Genomic DNA, 20,008 nt, shown 5'->3' with positions numbered 1-20,008 from the left:
CTGTTATTTCTGCGCACGGGTGGCGAGCACCATCTTGAATTTGTTTTCGTTCGCTATGTTCAGGATCTTTACGATTTCTTTATAAGGAACTGTTTCGTCAGCATAAAGGGCGACGAACATTTCGGGCTCTTTTGCATAACTGTCTTGCAGGAACGGGGTGATCTCGTCAAACGTGACCTGCGTTTCCCGCTGGTTACCGAAGGCTACGTAGTAGTTCAGGTTGGCATCGATGGTAACCCGCGTAAGCGGTTTGGCTGCCGTCTGCTTCTTGGCTTGCGGCAATGTTACCTTGATGGCATTCGGAATGACTACCGTAGAGGTGACCATAAAGAAGATCAACAGCAGGAATATGACGTCGGTCATAGAGGCCATGCTGAAGGCTTCGTTTACTTTTGTTCTTCGTTTTAGTGCCATTCGCTTTGTTAATTAGCCGGTTCGTTCAATAAGTCCATAAATTCCATGGTGCGGGCTTCCATTTTGTTCACCACGTTATCCACCTGCGATACGAGGTAGTTGTAGGCAAACAAAGTGATGATACCGACAACCAGGCCGCCTACGGTTGTTACAAGAGCTTCGTAGATACCGCCTGAAAGCAGGGATACGTCTACGTTTGTTCCGGCATTAGCCATATCGAAGAAGGCACGTACCATACCGGTTACTGTTCCGAGGAAACCGAGCATCGGGGCTCCGGCGGCTGTCGTAGCGATCAGCGGGAATCCTTTTTCAAGTTTTGCAATTTCCAGGTTACCTACATTCTCGATAGCCACAAGCACGTCGTTCATCGGACGGCCCAGGCGGGTGATACCCTTTTCGATCATACGGGCGGAAGGAGTGTTGGTGCTTCGGCACAGGTTGAGGGCCGAATCTACTTTTCCTTCGTGGATATAGTCTTTGATACGGTTCATGAAATTCTGGTCTTCTTTACCGGCGCGACGGATGACCAGTAAACGCTGGATAAAGATATAACCTGCCATTAGTGATAACAGCAATAGTACAACCATGATCCACCCTCCTTTGAATGCAAGGTCTATCACATTGATCTCTGCTTCAGTGGGGACTGTTACTGCCGTCAGATCCGGCATCTGCTCTGCTGTCTGTGCCCCTACTGCCTGTAGGGAAAGTAAAATACTCATAGGTTTGTATACTTATTCGTTAATATTAATTCGTTATTTCTGTTGTAAACACGCTTTGTATAGGGAGATTGTTTCCTGTAATCCGTGATATAAAGCATCGCAGATCAGGGCATGGCCGATGGATACTTCTTCCAGCCAGGGGATATTCTGACTGAACCAGGCCAGGTTTTCCAGACTCAGGTCGTGACCCGCATTGACACCCATGCCCAGGTTCTTAGCCAGTTGGGCGGCGGCAACGAACGGTGTGACAGCCTCTTCCTTGTTAACCGGATAATTGGTTGCATAGGGTTCTGTGTAAAGTTCGATACGGTCTGTTCCTGTTTTTGCAGCCAGTTCGATATTGGCAAGGTCTGTTCCTACAAAAATAGAGGTACGGATTCCCTGTGCAGTGAAAGTATCCACCAATTCACTCAACTGGTCGAAATGTGTTTTCACATCCCATCCGGCATTCGAAGTGATGGCATCGGGAGCATCCGGCACGAGTGTAACCTGTGTCGGCTTAACCTTCAGAACCAGGTCTATAAAATTGTTACAGGGATATCCTTCAATGTTAAATTCTGTCCTGATCAGAGGTTTCAATCCATACACATCACTGTATTTGATATGTCTTTCATCCGGACGGGGATGAACTGTAATTCCTTGTGCGCCGAAATTTTCGCAATCCTGGGCGACTTTTAAAATGTCAGGCATATTACCACCGCGTGCGTTACGAATGGTTGCTACCTTGTTAATGTTTACACTTAAATTTGTCATCGTATATCGTTATATCTTTTTTCTTTCATTACATTTGCACAAAAGTATCGGCAAATTTAGCAGAATTAAGGGAATTAACAGAATAATGTTGGTGAAAGATTTCATAACGAAGGAACTTCCTGTGTTAAAAAGTTTTGACACAGGAGAATATGCTTTAGCGCTAATGGATGATTTTAAGTTAAAACATCTACCGTTATCGAGCGAAGGGATATATCGTTGCCTGATCTCGGAAAAGGATCTTCTGGCTATGCCTGATCCTGCGGCAACGATTGGCGAACCGGTTCTGTTTGCTCCCAGTGTAATGGAAAATACACATATTCACGAGGCGCTGGCATTGATAGCCCGCTATCAGTTGAGCCTGCTTCCGGTTGTTACTCCGGAAGGGGAATACCAGGGGGCGATCACGCGGGATAAGCTGATCGATATCCTTTCGGAATTGTGTAATGCCGAGACTTCGGGCAGCGTGTTCGTCCTGGAGGTGATGCCGCAGGATTATTCGCTGACGGATATAGCCCGATTGGTCGAGTCGAACAATGCGCATGTCCTGAACCTGCTTTCATACACGGATAAGGATACCGGACGCTTACATCTTATTATAAAGATAGACCTGGAGGATGCCTCACCGGTGATCCGTAGTTTCGAGCGCTTTAACTATACTGTCCTTTATTATTTCATGGAAAAAGGGATGGTGGACGATCTGTTGCAGCAACGGATGAACGAATTGTTGCATTATATGAATATCTAATTGATTGAAAGTTATGAGAGTTGGCATATTCGGTAGTAAATATCAGGTAGAAAAACAGAGCCAGATAAAACGTTTGTTTGAAAAACTGATATCCCAGGAAGCGGAGATCTACGTAGATGTACGTTTCTATAATTTTCTTACTGATATACTCAATTATGAACCTCCGGTGGCAGGACTGCTGACCGATGATAATTTTGATCTCGATGTCGCCCTGAGTGTGGGTGGAGACGGAACGTTCCTGCGTACGGCTGCCCGTGTGAACCGGCAGGATATTCCTATTCTTGGAATTAATACCGGGCGTCTTGGTTTTCTGGCCGATGTCGGAGGTAATGATATAGAAGACACGTTGGAGGAACTGTTCAAGAACTATTATAAGATAGAAGAGCGTACCCTGTTACGGCTTCATACGGAAGAACGGGCCTTTCATGGGTATAACTATGCCTTGAATGAGATCGCTATCCTGAAACGCGATACTTCTTCCATGATCACGATTCACACTTCTTTGAATGATGAATACCTGGCTTCTTATCAGGCGGACGGTTTGCTGATCGCAACACCGACAGGTTCTACCGCTTATTCTATGAGCGTAAACGGACCGATCATCATCCCGCAAAGTAAGAATATCGTATTAAGTCCGGTTGCACCTCATTCCCTGAATGTGCGTCCGTTGATCATTCCGGACACCTATACGATCACGTTGGGAGTGGAAAGCCGGAATAAATCCTTTCTGATCTCTCTCGACGGCCGTTCGGAAGTCTTTCCGGCGGGTATCCAGCTGACAGTGACGAAAGCAGACTATACGACGAAAGTAATAAAAAGATATAATCATACCTTTTATCAGACTCTCCGTGAGAAGCTGATGTGGGGAGCCGATGCAAGAATGAAATAGGGATAGGGTGTGTAAAACTGCTCTAAAAAGATGTTTTATAGCATGTATTTGTTAAATCATATTAAATAAATGAGATTTCCAAGCGAAATGTTATGCTACATAACATAAAGTCTCTATATTTGCACTGTGTTTTTCATGGTATTAGATTTAAGGTTAACAATGAAGATTGGCTGTCCGTGATGGATGGCCTTTTTTGCGTTTATAAGGTTCCTGTTTAAAATGCTTCTGCAAAGTTAAAGACAAAGCCTCCTGTATTGCTGAGTGTAGGTGAAAAGTAGCCCGACTCAAAAGTCGCTATTAAAGAATGGACTTTAATGACAAAGACAGTACCAACGAAACCAAAGCTCCTTCCGGAGAAGGAAGTGAAGGTGGAGGGGACAGACCGGAGATAGAATAGTTTACGGTATGTTGTAAGATTGTTCCTCGGATCGAGATTTTCTTGGTTCGGGGAATTTTATTTTGAAAGGTCTCTTTAGGAGATAATGCAAGCTACCCGCAAAGACAAGACATTTATGGAGCGGCTGGCAGAAGTACGTAAAATTTCTGCGATATTCTGATAGTAAAGAATGTTATCTGTGTGGATAATGACATTTTATAGTGTGAATATGCTGTAGAAATGTGTTGTGTAGCATGTTTTTGTTAAACTGTATTAAATGAATGGCATTTTTGAGGTGAATATTATGCTGAATAACATAAAACCTCTATATTTGCACTGTGTTTTTCATGGTATTAGATTTAAGGTTAACAATGAAGATTGGCTGTCCGTGATGGATGGCTTTTCTGTTTTATAGACGTATCGGTCTTTATTTCCGTGGAAAAAGACTTATCTTTGTACTTCTTAAAACGTAAATGCTTCAAATAAAGATATGAAAAGAATATTCTGCCCCAAATGTGATAATCAGTTATCATTCGATGAAACAAAGTATCCCGATGGGAAAATCCTGGCTTTTGTATGTCCTCAGTGTGGTTCCCAGTTTAAGATAAAACTGGGTAGAAAGACTGTGCGTACGGAGTCCGGACAGGAAAAAGAAGTGAAGGAACCTGATTTTTCCTGTGGTTATATCACTGTGATCGAGAATACTTTTGGCTTTAAACAGGAATTGCCGCTTGTGATGGGGGATAATATGATAGGACGAAGGAATAAGGACACGGAAGGTGTGGATGTTCCTATTATTACCAGTGACCCGAGTGTGGGACGTAAACATTGTATTATTAATGTGAAACAGGACAGGGATGGTAAATTCGTTTATACCTTGCGCGATAACCAGAGTATGACCGGCACATTCCTCCGCAGTGTACTGCTGGGAAAAAAAGAACAGGTACGGATCGGTGAAGGAGCTATCGTGACTATGGGGGCTACTACTTTTATTTTACATGTTCCGGGAGGGGAAGAAGAGGAAGATTTTTAAATTAAACTTAGATACTGCTCCGGAGTGAACGATCTCTTACATCAGGGCGATAAGGGAGATAGGGGGAATTGGCGTAGGTTTCGGGAGAGATGGATACAAGATTACCTTTCATCTCCGGCGCAGTTCTAAAGTTTAAATCTCATTATTCATGCTTTTTGTTTAGTTGTTCAACGATAAAACAACTGTAACTCTATTTGGCTCACGGCAATTTACGTAAAGAATCAAAAAGAACTGAAAGAAAAGTTTTGTTAAAGCCCTGTGTTAATGCAGGTGTCGCTTTATGAATCAAAGCGAGTTGTCTGTATATTACAATAATTGTAAATGTTAATTGAGGAATTTTTATAATTGAACTCTGTCTGTTTTTAACACTTTGGATCATCCGTTTTACCTGATTATAATGAAAGGATGGTTCCTTGTCCGTTATTTTATATGTACTTTTGCAGCTCAATAGGCAATAAGGTTTACAAATGGGACAAAATAAGGTTGAATCGGCAAGTGGGATTACCTTCCGTATCTTAGTGGCATTGAGCATATCACATTGTATAAATGACTCACTGCAATCTGTAATTACAGCTGTTTATCCGTTATTTAAAGATGATCTGGCGTTGAATTTTGCGCAGATCGGGTTGATTACACTGGTTTACCAATCGGCGGCATCGGTCTTTCAGCCACTTACCGGATTATATTTTGACAAACATCCGTCCCCGTGGTCGTTACCGATCGGGATGAGTTTTACGTTGATCGGCTTGCTAAGCCTGGCATTTGCCGGTTCTTTACCCTGGGTTTTGTGTTCTGTGGCTTTGATTGGAGTGGGATCGTCGATATTCCATCCGGAGGCTTCGCGGCTGACGTCGTTGGCGTCGGGAGGGAAGAGAGGACTGGCGCAGTCATTATTTCAGGTGGGGGGAAACCTGGGGGGATCGCTGGGACCGCTATTGGTCGCTATCCTGGTGGCACCTTACGGACGGAGCCATATTGCCTTGTTCTCTATTCTGGCTTTCGTCGCTATCCTGATCATGACTTCGGTAGGACGTTGGTACAAGGGGTTGCTTTTGCGGTTTAAACGTGAAGATGTCGGAACTTCGAAACGTCATATCGAAATGCCGTTGCCGCTAGGGAAAACGATATTCTCCATATCCATCCTGTTGATTCTTATCTTTTCCAAATATATTTATATGGCGAGCCTGAACAGTTACTATACTTTCTATCTGATAGAGAAGTTCGATGTGAGCGTTCAGTCATCGCAGTTGTTCCTGTTCCTCTTTCTGATAGCGACTGCCCTGGGAACTTTGATGGGCGGTCCGATCGGTGATAAGGTTGGACGTAAATATGTTATCTGGGCATCCATTCTCGGTGCGGCTCCTTTTTCTCTGTTTATGCCGCATGTACATAGTTTATATCTGACGGCAGTTCTGAGTTTTTGCGTCGGTCTGACATTATCGTCTGCTTTTCCGGCAATTCTGGTATATGCACAGGAGTTATTGCCTTATAAATTAGGACTGATCTCCGGTTTGTTCTTTGGTTTTGCCTTCGGGGTGGCGGGGATCGCTTCGGCTGTGCTGGGGAATCTGGCTGACCAGTATGGTATTGAGACGGTTTATAATGTGTGTGGTTATATGCCGCTGATCGGACTGGTGACCTGGTTTTTACCGGACTTGAAGAAAGCCTCGGAAAAAGGAAGTTAATTCCCGCTGAACAATCCCCGAGAGGGTGTTGTTATTAATCATAAATTTCGCTCAAACTAAATTTAAACGTATTTATGATTAATAACTTAACGCATTTCAGTATTGGCTTGCTGTTCCTTTTTCCTGCCATTACTTCTGCCCAGACAGAGACGATAGATCTGACTCTGGAACAGTCGATGGAACTGCTTCAGAAAGGAAACCGTAGTATCCGGATGGCAGGGAAGGAAGTTGAACTGGCAAAGAACGAGCATCAGAAACTGAACTCATTCTGGTATCCTTCGGTTGGAGCGGCCGGCGCTTTTGTGCATATGTCGAATCCTATCGAGGTCAAACAGCCGCTTAACCAGTTCACCGACCCGGCAAAAGACTTTGTCCATTCCATCATCCCCGATGATCAGTTTATCTCTTCTATCCTGGATAAGATCGGTCAGAACACGTTGACGCTGCCGCTTATTTCGCAGAATATCACTTCTATCGACGCCAATGTAACCTGGCCCCTGTTTACTGGCGGTAAACGTATTTTCGCCAGTAAGATCGGGAAAACAATGGTCGGTATCGCTGAGGTAAACCGTGAACAGGTCAATGCCGACCAGCAATCGAAGTTGGTTGAATGTTATTTCGGTTTGCGTCTCGGACAACGTGTTGTCGCCGTGAAAGAAGCTACGTATAATTCCTTGAAAACCCATTATGACCAGGCTCTCAAACTGGAACAGAACGGGATGATCAACCGTGCGGAACGTCTTTTTGCCCAGGTGAGCATGGATGAGGCTAAACGTGAACTGGATTCCGCCCGCAAAGATTTGGAAGTGGCCGGGCAAGCGCTGAAAAGCCTGATTGATCTGGATGCCGATAAGGAGATCAGCACGACAACTTCCCTTTTCATCAATGAGAATATTCCTTCGGCCGATTATTTCAAAGAACTGGTACCGGTCAACAACTATATGGTGAACCAGTTGAAACTACAGCAAAATATAGCCGGCAACGAATTGAAGATAGGCCGTACCGGATACCTTCCCACTATTGCCTTATTCGGAAAACAGACGCTTTATTCAAATGGGGTGGATAAATACCTGATGCCCCGCACAATGATCGGTGTCGGTTTTACCTGGAATATCTTCGACGGTTTGAACCGGGAGAAAAAGATACGTCAGGCCCGTCTGACCAGCCAGACGCTGGCGATAGGAAAGGACAAAGCGGTCACCGAACTGAAGGTCGGCGTAGATAAATATTATACTCAGTTGCAGAATGCCCTCGACAATGTAAAGGCTCTGAATACAACTTTGGAAATGAGCGAGGAACTGGTCCGTATCCGTCAGAAATCCTTCCAGGAGGGAATGGCAACTTCAACCGAGGTGGTCGATGCCGAGGTAATGTTGTCAAAGGTAAAGACCGCTTTCCTGCTGGCTTATTACCAGTATGATGTGGCATTGATCAACTTACTTTCTATCTGTGGCATTCCGGAAGCATTCCAGCAATACAGGGTGGAAGGGGTAACGGAGATAATTTAATCTACTTTATATCAATAATTGAATTAACAAAAAACACAAATAATTATGGACAAGACTAAGAAATATCTGACGATCTCTTTTATAGTGGTATTGATCGCCGTTATAATCATATCCGCTGTAGGGATGCTGTTGCTGAAGAAAAAGCCGGTTATCCTTCAGGGGCAGATTGAATCTACCGAAATACGTATCTCCGGAAAACTCCCTGGGCGTATCGATACGTTCCTTGTGAAAGAGGGACAGCATGTAAAAGCCGGCGATACGCTTGTCGTCATCAACAGTCCGGAAGCAATGGCTAAATACCAACAAGTAAATGCCCTGGAAGATATTGCCAAGTACCAGCACCAGAAAATCGACGAAGGAACCCGTAAACAAATCGTTGCCTCCGTCCTTCAATTATGGAACAAGTCAAAATCGGATTTACAACTGGCAAAAACGACTTACGACCGTATTCAGGCCCTTTATAAAGATAGCGTGGTCACCTCCCAGCGAAAAGATGAAGTGGAAGCGCTTTATAACGCAGCCGTGGCTAACGAACGCGCTTGTTATGAACAATACCAGATGGCTCGCGACGGTGCCCGGATACAAGATAAGGAAAGCGCCCGTTCACTGGTGGCAGCCGCCCAGGGTACAGTCAACGAGGTAGAAGCCCTTTTACAGGATGCCCGCCTGGTTGCTCCCGAATCAGGTCAGATATCGACTATTTTCCCGAAACGTGGAGAGTTGGTCGGTGCCGGGATGCCGATCATGAACCTGGTGGTACTGGATGATGCACATGTCGTGCTGAATGTCCGTGAAGACCGTCTGCCATTATTTAAGATGGGCGGAACATTTCTTGCCGACGTGCCGGCTATTGCCGCAAAAGATATTGAGTTCAAGATCAACTATGTCAGTCCGCTGGGTAGTTTCGCTACCTGGAAATCCACAAAGCAGACCGGAAGTTATGATTTAAGGACGTTCGAGATACATGCCCTTCCGGTAAAGCCGGTCGACGGACTGCGTCCCGGCATGTCGGTCCTGGTTGATTTGGGAAAACAATAATGGGCATGATCTATGAGTAATAATAAACAACATAGTCCTTTTTACAATGTGCTCCGCCGCGAACTGCAACGGATGGTTTCACGCAGGCTCTATTTCGGGGTTTGCATCGTGTTGCCGCTGTTCTGTATCTTCTTTATGTCCACGATCTTCGGTAACGGGCAGATGGAGAATATCCCGGTAGGTATTGTCGATCAGGACCAGTCTGCTTTATCCCGCGAATTGACCCGCCAGGTCGAAGCTGTTCCGACTTTCCGTGTCACGCATCATTATGCGGATGCCGAAACCGCACGGAAAGCGACACAAGCCAAAGAAATATATGGCTATCTGGTTATCCCGAACCGTTTTGAGGAAGACGTGACGGGTGGGAGGCAGGCTACTTTATCCTATTATTATCATTATGCTTTGCTGAGTGTCGGCGGAGAGGTCAGAGGGGCTTTCGAAAGTCTGTTGCGCATCTTTTCGATGGCTCCGATCGTGGTACAGGCTACAGCGATGGGAATCAGCCAGAAAGAAGTGTCGACCTTCCTGGTTCCTATCCGGGCACAGAATCATCCGTTATTCAATCCGGACCTGGATTATTCCGTTTATCTGAGCAATCCGTTCTTCTTTATCTTCTTTCAGGTGCTGATTTTGCTTACGACGGTTTATGCGGTGGGAAGTGAGATAAAGTTCCGTACCGGTGACGATTGGCTGGCAACGGCGAAGATGAATATGGTAACCGCCCTTTTCGGAAAATTATTGCCTTACACCATCATCTTTTCCCTGATGAGCATCCTGGCTAATTATGTTATGTTCGGTCTGATGAATATACCTTTTTCCTGTGGATTCTGGCCGTTGAACCTGACCTCTGTCCTGTTCGTGATCGCATCCCAGGCTCTGGCGGTGTTCCTTTTCTCCCTTTTTCCGGCAATCAGCATCATTATCAGTATCGTGTCGATGGTCGGTTCGCTGGGGGCGACCTTGTCGGGTGTTACGTTTCCGGCTCCGGCCATGTATGCACCGGTCTATTATACTTCTTTCCTGTTTCCGGTACGTCATTTCGTGGAGATCAATCAGAACCTGTTGTACGGCGATTATGGGTTTGCCTATACCTGGTGGAACTTCAGCACGTTGTTCTGTTTTATATTGGTTGCGTTTCTGATGGTACCGCATTTAAAAAGTGCAATATTAAGTCATAAGTATGAAAATATCAAATAACATAAAAGCTGGTCTGAACAATATATCGTCCATTATCTTGAATGAGTTCAAAACCATCTCAGGCAGTTTCGCCATCGTGTTGGTGCTGATGGGGGGGATATTTATGTACGGTCTGCTATATAATTATATGTACGCCCCTGATGTGGTCCGTAATGTCCCGGTTGTTGTGGTGGATAATTCGAAAACGGAGTTGAGCCGCGAGTATATCCGTTTGCTGAATGCCACTCCGCAGGTCGACGTGATTGCTACCGGTGAGGATTATCCGCAGGCACAGGAGTTGATGAAAATGGATGAAGCCGCCGGCATTTTATATCTGCCGTACGACTTTACCGACCGGGTTTCCCGTGGTGATGAGTCGGTCTTTATCATGTATGAAACGACCAATGCATTCCTCAACTACCTGGCGATGCAGGAAGCGTCGGCCGGTTCGATGTTGGCGCTGAACGATCGCTACCGGCCTGAAATGGTGGTATTTCTCCCCAGCCAGGCTGCTGCACAGTTATCTGTGGCGAAACCGATCAATGTGGCTGGAACCGCCTTGTATAATTATACGGAAGGATATGGAACGTATCTGATCCCGGCTGTGCTGATCGTTATCATGTTTCAGACCTTATTGATGGTGATCGGGATGGTCAGCGGGGAGGAGCGGCAGTTCAAACTGTTGCAGGTGTATCGCCCGACCTTCGGACAAGCCGGACGCCTTGCGATCGGAAAGACATTTGTGTATATGATGCTGTATGCCGTCTTTTCGCTTTTCCTGCTGGGATTGATCCCGCTGATATTCGACTTGCCGGATATCGGTAATGTATGGAATATAATCATGCTACTGATTCCTTTCCTGATGGCGACGAGTTTCTTTGGCCTGACTGCTTCCGTTGTCTTTACCGATTCGGATGCCCCTTTGCTGATGATCGCTTTCTTTTCGGTCGGGTTGATCTTCCTGTCCGGTGTCTCTTATCCGTTGGAACTGATGCCCTGGTACTGGAAGTTATCGCATTTCCTGATTCCGGCAGCACCGGCAACCCTCGCCTACGTTAAATTAAATTCGATGGGAGCCTCGATGGCAGAGATCCATACGGAATATGTCACCTTATGGGTTCAATGTGCGGTGTATTTCGTATTGGCTTGTTGGGCGTATCGGTATAATATACGGAAGACGAAGCTGTAGCCGGTATAGTCTTGATCTTTTGTTTATTCTATTCTTCCGTTATCCATTCGCCTATGTTACGTGTTTCGTGATTGAATGAGACACCGACTTTGACCAGTTTTCGATGATCGGCGGTGTAAGGAATGAGGTAGCCTTTACTGTTTATCTGATGGAGTGCCTCTTCGGCTGAACCGTCCAGTTTAAATTCGAATACGTAAATATAGTCCGGTGTCTGTACAACGGCATCGGCACGTCCTTGGGCACTTTGTACTTCTGCTTGTGTGAACTGTCCCATTAACTTAAATACCAGATAGAATACCACTTGGTAATGGCGTTCTGTTTTTGTATTCAATTCGTAAGGGAAATCAGCAAAAAAAGCACGCAGGCGATTCAGGAAACTTTCGGTCTGCCCGGCCCATAATTCATTTGTGAACTGTCCGATATAAAACGGTGCATTTGCAGATGATACCGGCGTATATAAAGGTGTCACGAAATTAAGAAAGCCATACTTTACTTCTTCATTCGGAAAACCGAGGGTGTAAAGCATGAACCGTTCGTCGTACCCCTTTATTGTCAAGTAACCGCTTTGATAGATAACAGGAACGGGTTCCTGAAAGTCTACCCGGTAGTCGGTCAGCGAAGCGGCACTTACTTGTATTCCATCCAGATCACGCAGGTCGTAATTGGTTTTACGAAGCATGTAGATCAGGAAGGAGGGGGTACCGGTGGCAAACCAGTAGTTTTTGAAATCCAGATCCTTGAATGTCTTCAAAACGCTGAAAGGATTGAATACACCTTCTTTGGCTTTTTCCATGAAGCGATAACCGTCGTATTGCCGGGTGAGCTTTGCCATTGTTTCTGAATATGTCAGGCCGGAAGCCTCTCCCAAAGCATTCAGTTCGGGGCCGAAGGTCGACTCTATCTCTTCACGTGTCAGTCCGCAGAGATAGGTTGAACGCCAGCTGATACTGATATCGTCCAGGTGATTCAGCGTACTGAATACGCCCACTTGCGCAAACTTGGTAACACCGGTGATAAAGACGAATTTCAGATATGGATCAGCATCTTTCAGAACAGTATAAAAGGCCGTTAATGTGCTACGAAAACTATTTTGCAAAGCTTCATCATGATAGGTTTGCAATAGAGGCTTATCGTATTCATCGATCAGAACGACGGCTCCGTGCCCTGTTTTTTTGCGGGCATTCTCCAGAACAGCCATAAAACGAGTGGCGAAGGTCGAGGTTCCGGGATTGGTCCCGTACATTTCTTCCCACTTTTGCAGGTGCGCTTCGAGAATGCCTTCCAGATGTTCGGCAGACTCATACTTCTCTGCATTCAGGCTGAGGTGTAATACCGGATGGACATTCCATTCGGTTTCAAGGCTATCGATTGCCAACCCTTTGAACAACTCTTTTTTTCCTTCGAAATACGCTTTGAATGTAGAAAGCAGCAAGCTTTTGCCGAAGCGTCGCGGACGGCTCAGAAAATAGGCAGCACCAGTGGAGACCAGTTCATATACGAAAGCTGTTTTATCGACATAGAGATAACCTTCTGTACGAAGCTTCTCAAATTCCTGTATCCCGATAGGGAGCTTTCTGAATGGATTTATCGGTGTCATAACGAATGTCTTTTAGTTGTTGCGAACACAAATATAGCTAATCTTTTGCATTCACAGATAAGGAATGTTTATTCATTTCCTCGTAAAAATCCCATCATGCCGAAGATCACAGGAATTTATTATTGCATCTCTCTGATGTGTACGTCTATATTGTTGTTTTTCAGTTTTTCTTTGATCTCTTCCACCTTTGTGTCGCCGTAATGGTATGGGTAAACGACACATAAGAAATAACATTTTAAGTTTCATAAGCGGATAATTTTATACTCAGACAATATGTACAAAGATAATAAAGTATTACATTTGTCGGCATATCTGATAACATGAGAAAAGAAATGAAACGAATACTACTACTAATTTTGATTTGTTGCCACTTATTGCCGGCAACTGCGCAGAAGAACGCCCCTAAATGGATGGACAAAAGTAAAAAAGCGGTTGTTTTAATCACTACATACGGGAAAGACGGAGCTAAGCTGACCTCGGGTACCGGTATTTTTGTCTCTGAAACGGGAGATGTCCTTTCTGCCTACGAGTTATTCAAAGGGGCGGAAAAAGCAACCGTGACGGATACGGAAGGAAAAACTTATCCGGTTACAAGAGTGATCGGTGCCGATGAATTGTATGATGTCATCAAGGTAAAAGCGGAAACACCGAAGAAAGTACAGTTTTTCCCGATTGCTGCCGATCCGCTGGCGGTAGGCACTGTCGCTTATTTGTTACCTTATTCGACTGAAAAGAAAGCAGATTTCGAACAGGGCACGATTACGGAAGTCAGCAAACTGAAAGATCCGTATAGTTACTATAAATTATCCGTTCCGCTGGAAGATGGCCGGGTGAATTCACCGATATTGAATGCCGAAGGTGAAGTGTTCGGACTGGCACAGGCCGATGCTTCCGGAAAGAAGGATGTATCATATGCTGTCTCAGCCTCTTATGTGAACAACCTCGCCGTTTCGTCGACCGATTTCCTGAATTCCGTTTATAATAATATCGGTATCAAGAAAGCCTGGCCGGCTGATGTGGAGCAGGCTCAGGTGGCTCTGTTCCTGAAAGGAAGTACGCAGGATGCAAAAACATATCTGGAAACACTGAATGATTTTATTGCAACTTTCCCGAATTCGGCCGACGGTTATCTGAACCGTGCCAACCATTATGCCGGACGTCGTGCCGAGCTGGCAGCTACTCCGGGCGAACAGGCTAATTATCTGAAACTGGCATTGGATGATATTGAAACAGCTTCCAAATACAGTGATAAGAAAGGGGATGTATATTATAATAAAGCGAAACTGATCTATGGCGTGTCTGCCGGTGATACCACGCTGACCGATCCGGCATGGAGTGTACAGGCTGCACAACAAACTATCCAAAAGGCTATCGAAGAGGATGACGCTCCTGTTTACCATCAGTTGGCGGGTGATATTCATTTCTACCTGAAAGAATTCGACCAGGCTTATAACGAATATATGGTCGTGAATAACAGTGACCTGGCATCGCCTAACTCTTTTTACTGGGCAGCCAAGGCGAAAGAAAATACTCCCGGATTCAATATCGGCGATGTGATTGCTTTGCTGGACGGTGCAGTAGACAAATGCGGCCTGCCTCTTACTTCCGAAGCCGGCCAGTATATTTTGGAACGAATAGACTGGAAACTTCGTTTGTCTCAATATGCGGAAGCGATAGCCGATTATGACCTGTATTATAAGGCAATGAAAGGCGATGTCGGCAGTAGTTTTTATTTCTACCGTGAACAGGCAAAATTCCGTGCCGGTGATATGGAAGGTGCTTTGGCTGATATCAAGGAAGCGGTTCGTCTGAGTCCTGATGTACCCGATTATCGGGCGGAAGAGGCATCTGTATATGTCCGCATGAAAAATTATACCGACGCATTGGCTAGCATCGAGGAAACATTGAAAGTGGCTCCCGATTTTGCGGCTTGCTACCGTTTGAAAGGTATCTGTTATGTGCGTATGGAAAAGAAAGCGGAAGCCTGTGAAGCGCTGAACAAAGCGAAAGAACTGGGTGACCCGTTGGCTGAAAGACTGATAAAGGAACATTGTAAATAAGATCCGGATATGAATAGTGTAAAAAGTATTTTCATTGTGGTTGCCTTGGGCTTGTGTCTGATCGGTACAAGTAGTTGTAAAGGTAAGTCAGGACAAAAAGACAGTAAGGAGTCGGAGACTCGTACAACGTTCAAACAACCCTTTTCGATAAGTCATTGCCCGAAATCAAAGAGTTGGTCGAGGGAAAATGGGAGTTGGTAAGCGGACAGAATACCACTCAGCTTTGTGAGTTTGAAAATACTTTCATCCAGTTCAACGGCGATAAATACGTCTGGACAGAAGAAGGCAAAGACGAACCGGGCGACCTGAACTGGCGGAAAGCCGATACGGGAGCGGGCTACGAAGCCTATCTGATGGATGTGTTTTTAGAAACGAGTCCTTCTTATCCGTTAGCTATCAAAGGCGATACACTATTTATCCAGGATTGTACAGAGACAGCCTATAAATATACGTTGGTGAGACGTTGAATTAATTGACCTTACTTTTCTCTTGATAGAAAAGTAACATTCAAATCTGATAATAACTGAACTATAAAGCAATTACATCTATTGTTTTTGAAATCAACTATCATACTATCATAGTCTAATGTAATATGCATATAATTAGTGTATTAGTCTATGATAGTTGTTATTGTTAACTGTCATTTATCTATCATTCAACTATCATATTAACATTGTTTTAACCAAACTATCGTTCCTGTATCTATTAAAAATCCTCTATCCTAAAGTCTTTTTTACCGGAATATACAGACCTATTTCATTAAAACACCTATTTATTGTTGTCAGGATGCCCGTTTTATCCTGTTTGACACCCGGATGTTGACGATGCTCAGACCCGGGTGTCGGCAATCTTGAGACCCGGGTCTCAAACAACAAAAGTAATTACTTCCTTGAAAATAAGTCATATACTTCAGCAAAATAAGAAGCTTGCCTTGGGTTTCCGGATAGGACTATGATAGTTGCATGATAGATAAATGACAGTTAACAATAACAACTATCATAAGGTAATGCTTTTATAATTAGTGTGTTACTCTTTAAAATGATAGTATGACAGTAGATTCGATGAAGTTGTTTTTAAGACACATTCAAATCCAGTCAATAATTGAATTGCTAATCCCACAAACTTAACTGTATCCCGTCTTTACCTTTATCCTTATCCTCTTTCTTTTGCGGCTTTTTAGCATTGCCGAAAACGGTTTTACCGCCATATTTATAAGACGTGTCCCGTTCATGTTGAACCCAGTCGTCGAAATAGTTACTCGGAGTATAACTTTTCTCCATCTCCTGGGATATTTTGGACAGGTTCTTTAAGGCATTTGATTTGTCCTTTTCTCCAAGCCGTGCCTGACGGATTGCCTTGTCAAAGACTTCGATAGTCTCATCATAAACGCTTGTCGGAACCGGGAACGGATGTCCGTCTTTCCCTCCATGGGCAAAAGAGAAACGTGCCGGATCGGAGAAGCGGGAAGGGGTTCCGTGTATTACTTCGCTGACCAATGTAAGAGATTGCAACGTGCGCGGTCCGACTCCTTCCAGCAAAAGCAACGATTCCATATCGGATACATTGGTTTCGTGTGCCAGGATGAGGGCGGCTCCGAGCCGTTTGAGGTTTACGTCTTCGGCTTTTACTTCGTGATGGTTGGGCAGGATGATGGATACTTCACGCATTAGTTTGTCCGGCGATTCCTTTGTCAATTCCATGATGCCTTCTTTGGTCGGGGCCGCAAGTTTATCGGTCAGGTTGAGGATCAATCCCTGATTTCTTCCGCAGACAGACGTATGCGGTTCCTCCATAAAAGAACGTAAAGAGGAAGAAAGCCAGTGGTAGCGTCGTGCCATGCGTTCATTCGGGTTCATCCCTTGTTGGATGACAGACCAGTCACCTTCCTTTGTGACAATAAATGTATGCAGGTAAAGTTGAAAACCATCCTGTACGGCTGTATTATCGACTTTGGCAGCCAGTTTGCTGTGTCTTACCAATTCATTCCCGTTTAATCCGGTTTTGTTGGCTACCTCCAGCAATTGATTAGGTGTTTCTCTCGAAAACTTACCTCTTCCTCCGCAAATATAAACACCAAGTTCTTCCGACCGGTAATTGATCGCTTTTCTCAGGGCATTCATAACAGACGTTGTAATACCAGACGAATGCCAGTCCATTCCCAGCACGCAGCCTAACGACTGAAACCAGAAGGGGTCACTTAGCCGTTGCAACAAAGCCGGACGTCCGTATTCGATGATGATGGCTTCTGCAATAGCTCCGCCAAGCAGGCTCATTCGTTCGGCCAACCAAGGGGGAACGGTTCCGTAATGTAATGGTAAATCTGCTGTACCTCTTTTCATAGATGCGAAGATAGCTAAAAAACAGGATCGGTTCAGTTAATGAAATGCTAATATAAACAACAAAAGAAAAGTCTGTGATGTTATTAATTAGAAATCAAATAGTAACAGCTATGTATTTGGAAGTAAATAAGAACGACCACGTTCAAGGTCCGGTCAATGCGCCGATAGAATTGATAGAGTATGCTGATTATCAGTGTCCTTATTGTAAAAAGGCTTATCATATAGTAAAGGATATACAGAAGAAACTCGGGGACAAGGTTAAATTTGTTTTTCGTAATTTCCCGTTGACAGAGTTGCATCCCCACGCTTTGCACGCAGCTATTGCTGCTGAGATCGCTGCTTCTCATGGGAAGTTCTGGGAAATGCACGACCTTCTTTTCGAGAATCAGAATGCTTTGGACGATTATTACCTGTTGGAATATGCCAGGAAGCTGGGAATAAATGCAGCGGAGTTTGAAACGGATTTCGGCAAAGACCGTTTCTATCAGAAAGTAAAAGATGACTACGATTCCGGATTGGAAAATGATGTACAGGGAACCCCGACTTTCTTCGTCAATGGCGAACAGTTTGACGGGAACTGGATGAATTCAGAGTTTCTGGAATATCTGGAGTCTTTAATCGTTAAGTAATTATGAAGAAAATAAGTTTGTTCATACTGGCCTCTTTCTTGTTGGTAGCTTGCGGAGCATATAAATACCTGGATTTGGGAATGTTGACTACAGGTATGACCGTTGCCGAGGTGGAGAACCTGATGGGGCCTCCCAACCGGGTATTGGCTGTAAACAAGAAAGATGGTTATGTGCAGGAGGTTCTGGAATACCGGACAGCCCGTGATGAAGTGTATGCGTTGGAGTTCTGGGATAACTATCTGACAGGATATGAATATTTGTATGACGATGTAACCTATATTCCACCGGTAGCTCCTCCGATGATATTCCCGGATTATGGCCGTCCTATTTATATTTACCCTCCGGACCATCATCACCCGAACCGTCCGAACAAGCCTAACCGTCCCGGTTCGAATCGCCCGGAGTCCAATCGACCAAGTCGTCCGGAGTCCAACAGACCCGGCTCGAATCGTCCCGAATCGAATAGGCCAAGCCGTCCGGAAACCAATCGTCCGCAGACAAAACCTTCGGAAGTTACCCGTCCGTCGAATAGCGGAACAAGTAACCGTACGGAACAGTATAGAAATCCAACGAATAGTCAGTCAAAAACGAATGACAGATCAAATACAAACGGAAGGAATGGGGGACGAAGATAGTTATTAATTGCGTATATTTGTTCATGAAAATATATCTCACTGAATATGAGATCAAATAAGGAGAACGGAAGTAATAGTGAATATATCAAATAAGTAAGTATATTACGAATTATATTTAGATTATGCTTTTAGAAAAACTACTTAAAGAATTTAATTTTAGCACTAATACTTTTAATTTGGAGGAATCTAAGTTATTTGACCAATATTTTGAACGAATATTGGTTAGTAAAGGTACATTTTTGATTAAAGAAGGAGAAACAGAAAGGTATAGTTATTTCGTTTTTGATGGAATATTGCGTTGTTGGCTTTTAAATCATAAAGGGGAAGAACAAATTTTTTGGTTTTGTAAAGAGGGTACGTTTTCAATGTCGAATATATCTTTTACATTACAAACAAGGTCTGCATTTAATGTGCAAACAGTTGTAGATAGCGTTATTTACCGAATAGGCAAGAAACAAGTAAATGAACTATATACTGCTATCCCTAAGGTAAAAACTGTATTTGAAGATTTGAATGCTATATTGTTGAATAAACTTTTGGAAAGAAATATCGATTTGATTAAATATTCTCCTGAACAGTATTATCTACAGATGATTGAAGAATATGGCATTACATTAAACTATATACCACTAAAAGATATAGCTTCTTTTTTGGGTATCACACCGCAAGCACTAAGCAGAATCCGTAAACGTATTTTTTAACTTGGGTTCAGTGCTTTGAGTATATAGGTTCCGAACTTTGCGGCTTTAAATAGCAATTACAATTATGATTAGAAAAGTTAAAGCTACGGATTATCCACGTTTGATGGAAATTTGGGAAAGTGCAGTATCGAGTACACATGATTTTCTTAAAGAGGAAGATTTTCTATACTATAAGGAACAACTTCCGGTATATTTTCAGCATGTCACTCTATTCGGATTTGAACAAGAGGGAATCTTAATCGGATTTATGGGAATTGCAGAAGGAAATCTTGAAATGTTATTTGTTGACGATAATTATCGAGGCATAGGAATAGGAAAAAGGTTAATTACTTATGCTATAGGTAATTTGCAAGTAACTAAAGTCGATGTGAATGAGCAAAATATTCAAGCTGTCGGTTTTTATAAGTATATGGGTTTTAGCATATATAAAAGGTCGAATTTAGACGGAGAAGGTAAAGAATATCCTATTTTACATATGCAGTTGTAGTTTCATGTACATAAACAAAAAAACTCCTGCAACCA

Annotated in this window: 19 protein-coding genes; 14 read left to right on the top strand and 5 right to left on the bottom strand. The window is 43.9% G+C overall.

All coding sequences use genetic code 11. The features are described 5' to 3' along the window. Positions 1-3 precede the first annotated feature (3 nt). Genes HMPREF1535_RS00255 through HMPREF1535_RS00245 form a run of 3 tightly spaced genes read right to left on the bottom strand, consistent with a single transcriptional unit; the run spans position 4 to position 1,886 of the window. Positions 4-414: an ExbD/TolR family protein gene (locus HMPREF1535_RS00255; RefSeq protein ID WP_007658774.1), complete on the bottom strand. Its 411-nt coding sequence runs from the start codon at positions 412-414 to the stop codon at positions 4-6. A gap of 8 nt (positions 415-422) precedes the next feature. Beyond that, positions 423-1,133 carry a MotA/TolQ/ExbB proton channel family protein gene (locus tag HMPREF1535_RS00250; RefSeq protein ID WP_007658773.1) on the bottom strand — a complete coding sequence of 237 codons (711 nt, stop codon included), beginning with the start codon at positions 1,131-1,133 and terminating at the stop codon, positions 423-425. A gap of 33 nt (positions 1,134-1,166) precedes the next feature. Further along, positions 1,167-1,886 carry a pyridoxine 5'-phosphate synthase gene (locus HMPREF1535_RS00245; protein ID WP_046144970.1) on the bottom strand — a complete coding sequence of 240 codons (720 nt, stop codon included), beginning with the start codon at positions 1,884-1,886 and terminating at the stop codon, positions 1,167-1,169. Positions 1,887-1,971: 85 nt separating this feature from the next. Between HMPREF1535_RS00245 and HMPREF1535_RS00240 the strand changes: the two genes are divergently transcribed. From HMPREF1535_RS00240 to HMPREF1535_RS00205, 8 genes are all read left to right on the top strand, one after another. Beyond that, entirely contained in the window at positions 1,972-2,631 is a 660-nt protein-coding gene (locus HMPREF1535_RS00240) for a CBS domain-containing protein (protein WP_046144969.1), read from the top strand. 13 nt (positions 2,632-2,644) lie between these two features. Next, a complete protein-coding gene (locus HMPREF1535_RS00235) occupies positions 2,645-3,520 on the top strand; it encodes an NAD kinase (protein WP_046144968.1) in 876 nt (291 codons plus the stop codon). Positions 3,521-4,386: 866 nt separating this feature from the next. Continuing rightward, entirely contained in the window at positions 4,387-4,929 is a 543-nt protein-coding gene (locus tag HMPREF1535_RS00230; RefSeq protein ID WP_007658742.1) for an FHA domain-containing protein, read from the top strand. Positions 4,930-5,396: 467 nt separating this feature from the next. Further along, entirely contained in the window at positions 5,397-6,614 is a 1,218-nt protein-coding gene (locus HMPREF1535_RS00225; protein ID WP_046144967.1) for an MFS transporter, read from the top strand. Positions 6,615-6,688: 74 nt separating this feature from the next. Further along, positions 6,689-8,122 (top strand): TolC family protein, encoded by a 1,434-nt coding sequence (locus HMPREF1535_RS00220; protein WP_007658740.1) that lies wholly within the window; start codon positions 6,689-6,691, stop codon positions 8,120-8,122. Between the two features lie 45 nt (positions 8,123-8,167). Beyond that, positions 8,168-9,160 (top strand): HlyD family secretion protein, encoded by a 993-nt coding sequence (locus HMPREF1535_RS00215; protein WP_007658739.1) that lies wholly within the window; start codon positions 8,168-8,170, stop codon positions 9,158-9,160. Positions 9,161-9,172: 12 nt separating this feature from the next. After that, on the top strand, positions 9,173-10,357 hold the full coding sequence (locus HMPREF1535_RS00210; protein ID WP_046144966.1) for an ABC transporter permease: 1,185 nt from the start codon (positions 9,173-9,175) through the stop codon (positions 10,355-10,357). Beyond that, on the top strand, positions 10,341-11,525 hold the full coding sequence (locus HMPREF1535_RS00205) for an ABC transporter permease (protein WP_046144965.1): 1,185 nt from the start codon (positions 10,341-10,343) through the stop codon (positions 11,523-11,525). Before HMPREF1535_RS00210 ends, HMPREF1535_RS00205 begins: the two co-directional genes overlap by 17 nt. A 28-nt stretch (positions 11,526-11,553) precedes the next feature. Here HMPREF1535_RS00205 and HMPREF1535_RS00200 read toward each other — a convergent pair whose 3' ends face one another. Then, the gene (locus HMPREF1535_RS00200; RefSeq protein WP_007658735.1) at positions 11,554-13,122 is read right to left on the bottom strand and encodes an ATP-binding protein; all 1,569 of its coding nucleotides are present in this window, start codon (positions 13,120-13,122) and stop codon (positions 11,554-11,556) included. A gap of 332 nt (positions 13,123-13,454) precedes the next feature. Here HMPREF1535_RS00200 and HMPREF1535_RS00195 point away from each other — a divergent pair, with 332 nt between their 5' ends. Both HMPREF1535_RS00195 and HMPREF1535_RS00190 read left to right on the top strand, forming a co-directional pair. Further along, entirely contained in the window at positions 13,455-15,182 is a 1,728-nt protein-coding gene (locus HMPREF1535_RS00195; RefSeq protein ID WP_007658729.1) for a serine protease, read from the top strand. Between the two features lie 155 nt (positions 15,183-15,337). Next, complete coding sequence (locus tag HMPREF1535_RS00190; RefSeq protein ID WP_244275549.1) at positions 15,338-15,649, top strand: hypothetical protein; 312 nt, start codon at positions 15,338-15,340, stop codon at positions 15,647-15,649. Positions 15,650-16,291: 642 nt separating this feature from the next. Here the strand turns inward: HMPREF1535_RS00190 and HMPREF1535_RS00185 are convergent. After that, on the bottom strand, positions 16,292-17,521 hold the full coding sequence (locus HMPREF1535_RS00185; RefSeq protein ID WP_046144964.1) for a DUF763 domain-containing protein: 1,230 nt from the start codon (positions 17,519-17,521) through the stop codon (positions 16,292-16,294). A 110-nt stretch (positions 17,522-17,631) separates the two neighbouring features. On the opposite strand from HMPREF1535_RS00185, the gene HMPREF1535_RS00180 reads away from it, so the two are divergent. The 4 genes from HMPREF1535_RS00180 to HMPREF1535_RS00165 all read left to right on the top strand — a co-directional run bounded on the left by HMPREF1535_RS00180 (position 17,632) and on the right by HMPREF1535_RS00165 (position 19,973). Beyond that, on the top strand, positions 17,632-18,150 hold the full coding sequence (locus tag HMPREF1535_RS00180) for a DsbA family protein (RefSeq protein ID WP_235438429.1): 519 nt from the start codon (positions 17,632-17,634) through the stop codon (positions 18,148-18,150). Between the two features lie 2 nt (positions 18,151-18,152). Continuing rightward, a complete protein-coding gene (locus tag HMPREF1535_RS00175) occupies positions 18,153-18,785 on the top strand; it encodes a hypothetical protein (RefSeq protein ID WP_007658724.1) in 633 nt (210 codons plus the stop codon). Between the two features lie 122 nt (positions 18,786-18,907). Continuing rightward, positions 18,908-19,486, top strand: coding sequence for a Crp/Fnr family transcriptional regulator (locus HMPREF1535_RS00170; RefSeq protein ID WP_007658723.1), 579 nt, complete (start codon positions 18,908-18,910; stop codon positions 19,484-19,486). Between the two features lie 64 nt (positions 19,487-19,550). Continuing rightward, the gene (locus HMPREF1535_RS00165) at positions 19,551-19,973 is read left to right on the top strand and encodes a GNAT family N-acetyltransferase (RefSeq protein ID WP_007658722.1); all 423 of its coding nucleotides are present in this window, start codon (positions 19,551-19,553) and stop codon (positions 19,971-19,973) included. The last annotated feature ends 35 nt before the right edge of the window (positions 19,974-20,008 follow it).

Origin of the sequence: Parabacteroides goldsteinii DSM 19448 = WAL 12034 (assembly GCF_000969835.1) — a bacterium.
GTDB classification, from domain to species: Bacteria; Bacteroidota; Bacteroidia; order Bacteroidales; family Tannerellaceae; genus Parabacteroides; species Parabacteroides goldsteinii.
Note: the sequence above shows the minus strand (reverse complement) of the source record. Positions and strands in the feature narration are given on the sequence as shown.

Bases quoted from the DNA above. Each gene is read 5' to 3' on its own strand.
- HMPREF1535_RS00255 (WP_007658774.1), bottom strand. From the start codon at position 414: ATGGCACTAAAACGAAGAACAAAAGTAAACGAAGCCTTCAGCATGGCC.
- HMPREF1535_RS00250 (WP_007658773.1), bottom strand. From the start codon at position 1,133: ATGAGTATTTTACTTTCCCTACAGGCAGTAGGGGCACAGACAGCAGAG.
- HMPREF1535_RS00245 (WP_046144970.1), bottom strand. From the start codon at position 1,886: ATGACAAATTTAAGTGTAAACATTAACAAGGTAGCAACCATTCGTAAC.
- HMPREF1535_RS00240 (WP_046144969.1), top strand. From the start codon at position 1,972: ATGTTGGTGAAAGATTTCATAACGAAGGAACTTCCTGTGTTAAAAAGT.
- HMPREF1535_RS00235 (WP_046144968.1), top strand. From the start codon at position 2,645: ATGAGAGTTGGCATATTCGGTAGTAAATATCAGGTAGAAAAACAGAGC.
- HMPREF1535_RS00230 (WP_007658742.1), top strand. From the start codon at position 4,387: ATGAAAAGAATATTCTGCCCCAAATGTGATAATCAGTTATCATTCGAT.
- HMPREF1535_RS00225 (WP_046144967.1), top strand. From the start codon at position 5,397: ATGGGACAAAATAAGGTTGAATCGGCAAGTGGGATTACCTTCCGTATC.
- HMPREF1535_RS00220 (WP_007658740.1), top strand. From the start codon at position 6,689: ATGATTAATAACTTAACGCATTTCAGTATTGGCTTGCTGTTCCTTTTT.
- HMPREF1535_RS00215 (WP_007658739.1), top strand. From the start codon at position 8,168: ATGGACAAGACTAAGAAATATCTGACGATCTCTTTTATAGTGGTATTG.
- HMPREF1535_RS00210 (WP_046144966.1), top strand. From the start codon at position 9,173: ATGAGTAATAATAAACAACATAGTCCTTTTTACAATGTGCTCCGCCGC.
- HMPREF1535_RS00205 (WP_046144965.1), top strand. From the start codon at position 10,341: ATGAAAATATCAAATAACATAAAAGCTGGTCTGAACAATATATCGTCC.
- HMPREF1535_RS00200 (WP_007658735.1), bottom strand. From the start codon at position 13,122: ATGACACCGATAAATCCATTCAGAAAGCTCCCTATCGGGATACAGGAA.
- HMPREF1535_RS00195 (WP_007658729.1), top strand. From the start codon at position 13,455: ATGAAACGAATACTACTACTAATTTTGATTTGTTGCCACTTATTGCCG.
- HMPREF1535_RS00185 (WP_046144964.1), bottom strand. From the start codon at position 17,521: ATGAAAAGAGGTACAGCAGATTTACCATTACATTACGGAACCGTTCCC.
- HMPREF1535_RS00180 (WP_235438429.1), top strand. From the start codon at position 17,632: ATGTATTTGGAAGTAAATAAGAACGACCACGTTCAAGGTCCGGTCAAT.
- HMPREF1535_RS00175 (WP_007658724.1), top strand. From the start codon at position 18,153: ATGAAGAAAATAAGTTTGTTCATACTGGCCTCTTTCTTGTTGGTAGCT.
- HMPREF1535_RS00170 (WP_007658723.1), top strand. From the start codon at position 18,908: ATGCTTTTAGAAAAACTACTTAAAGAATTTAATTTTAGCACTAATACT.
- HMPREF1535_RS00165 (WP_007658722.1), top strand. From the start codon at position 19,551: ATGATTAGAAAAGTTAAAGCTACGGATTATCCACGTTTGATGGAAATT.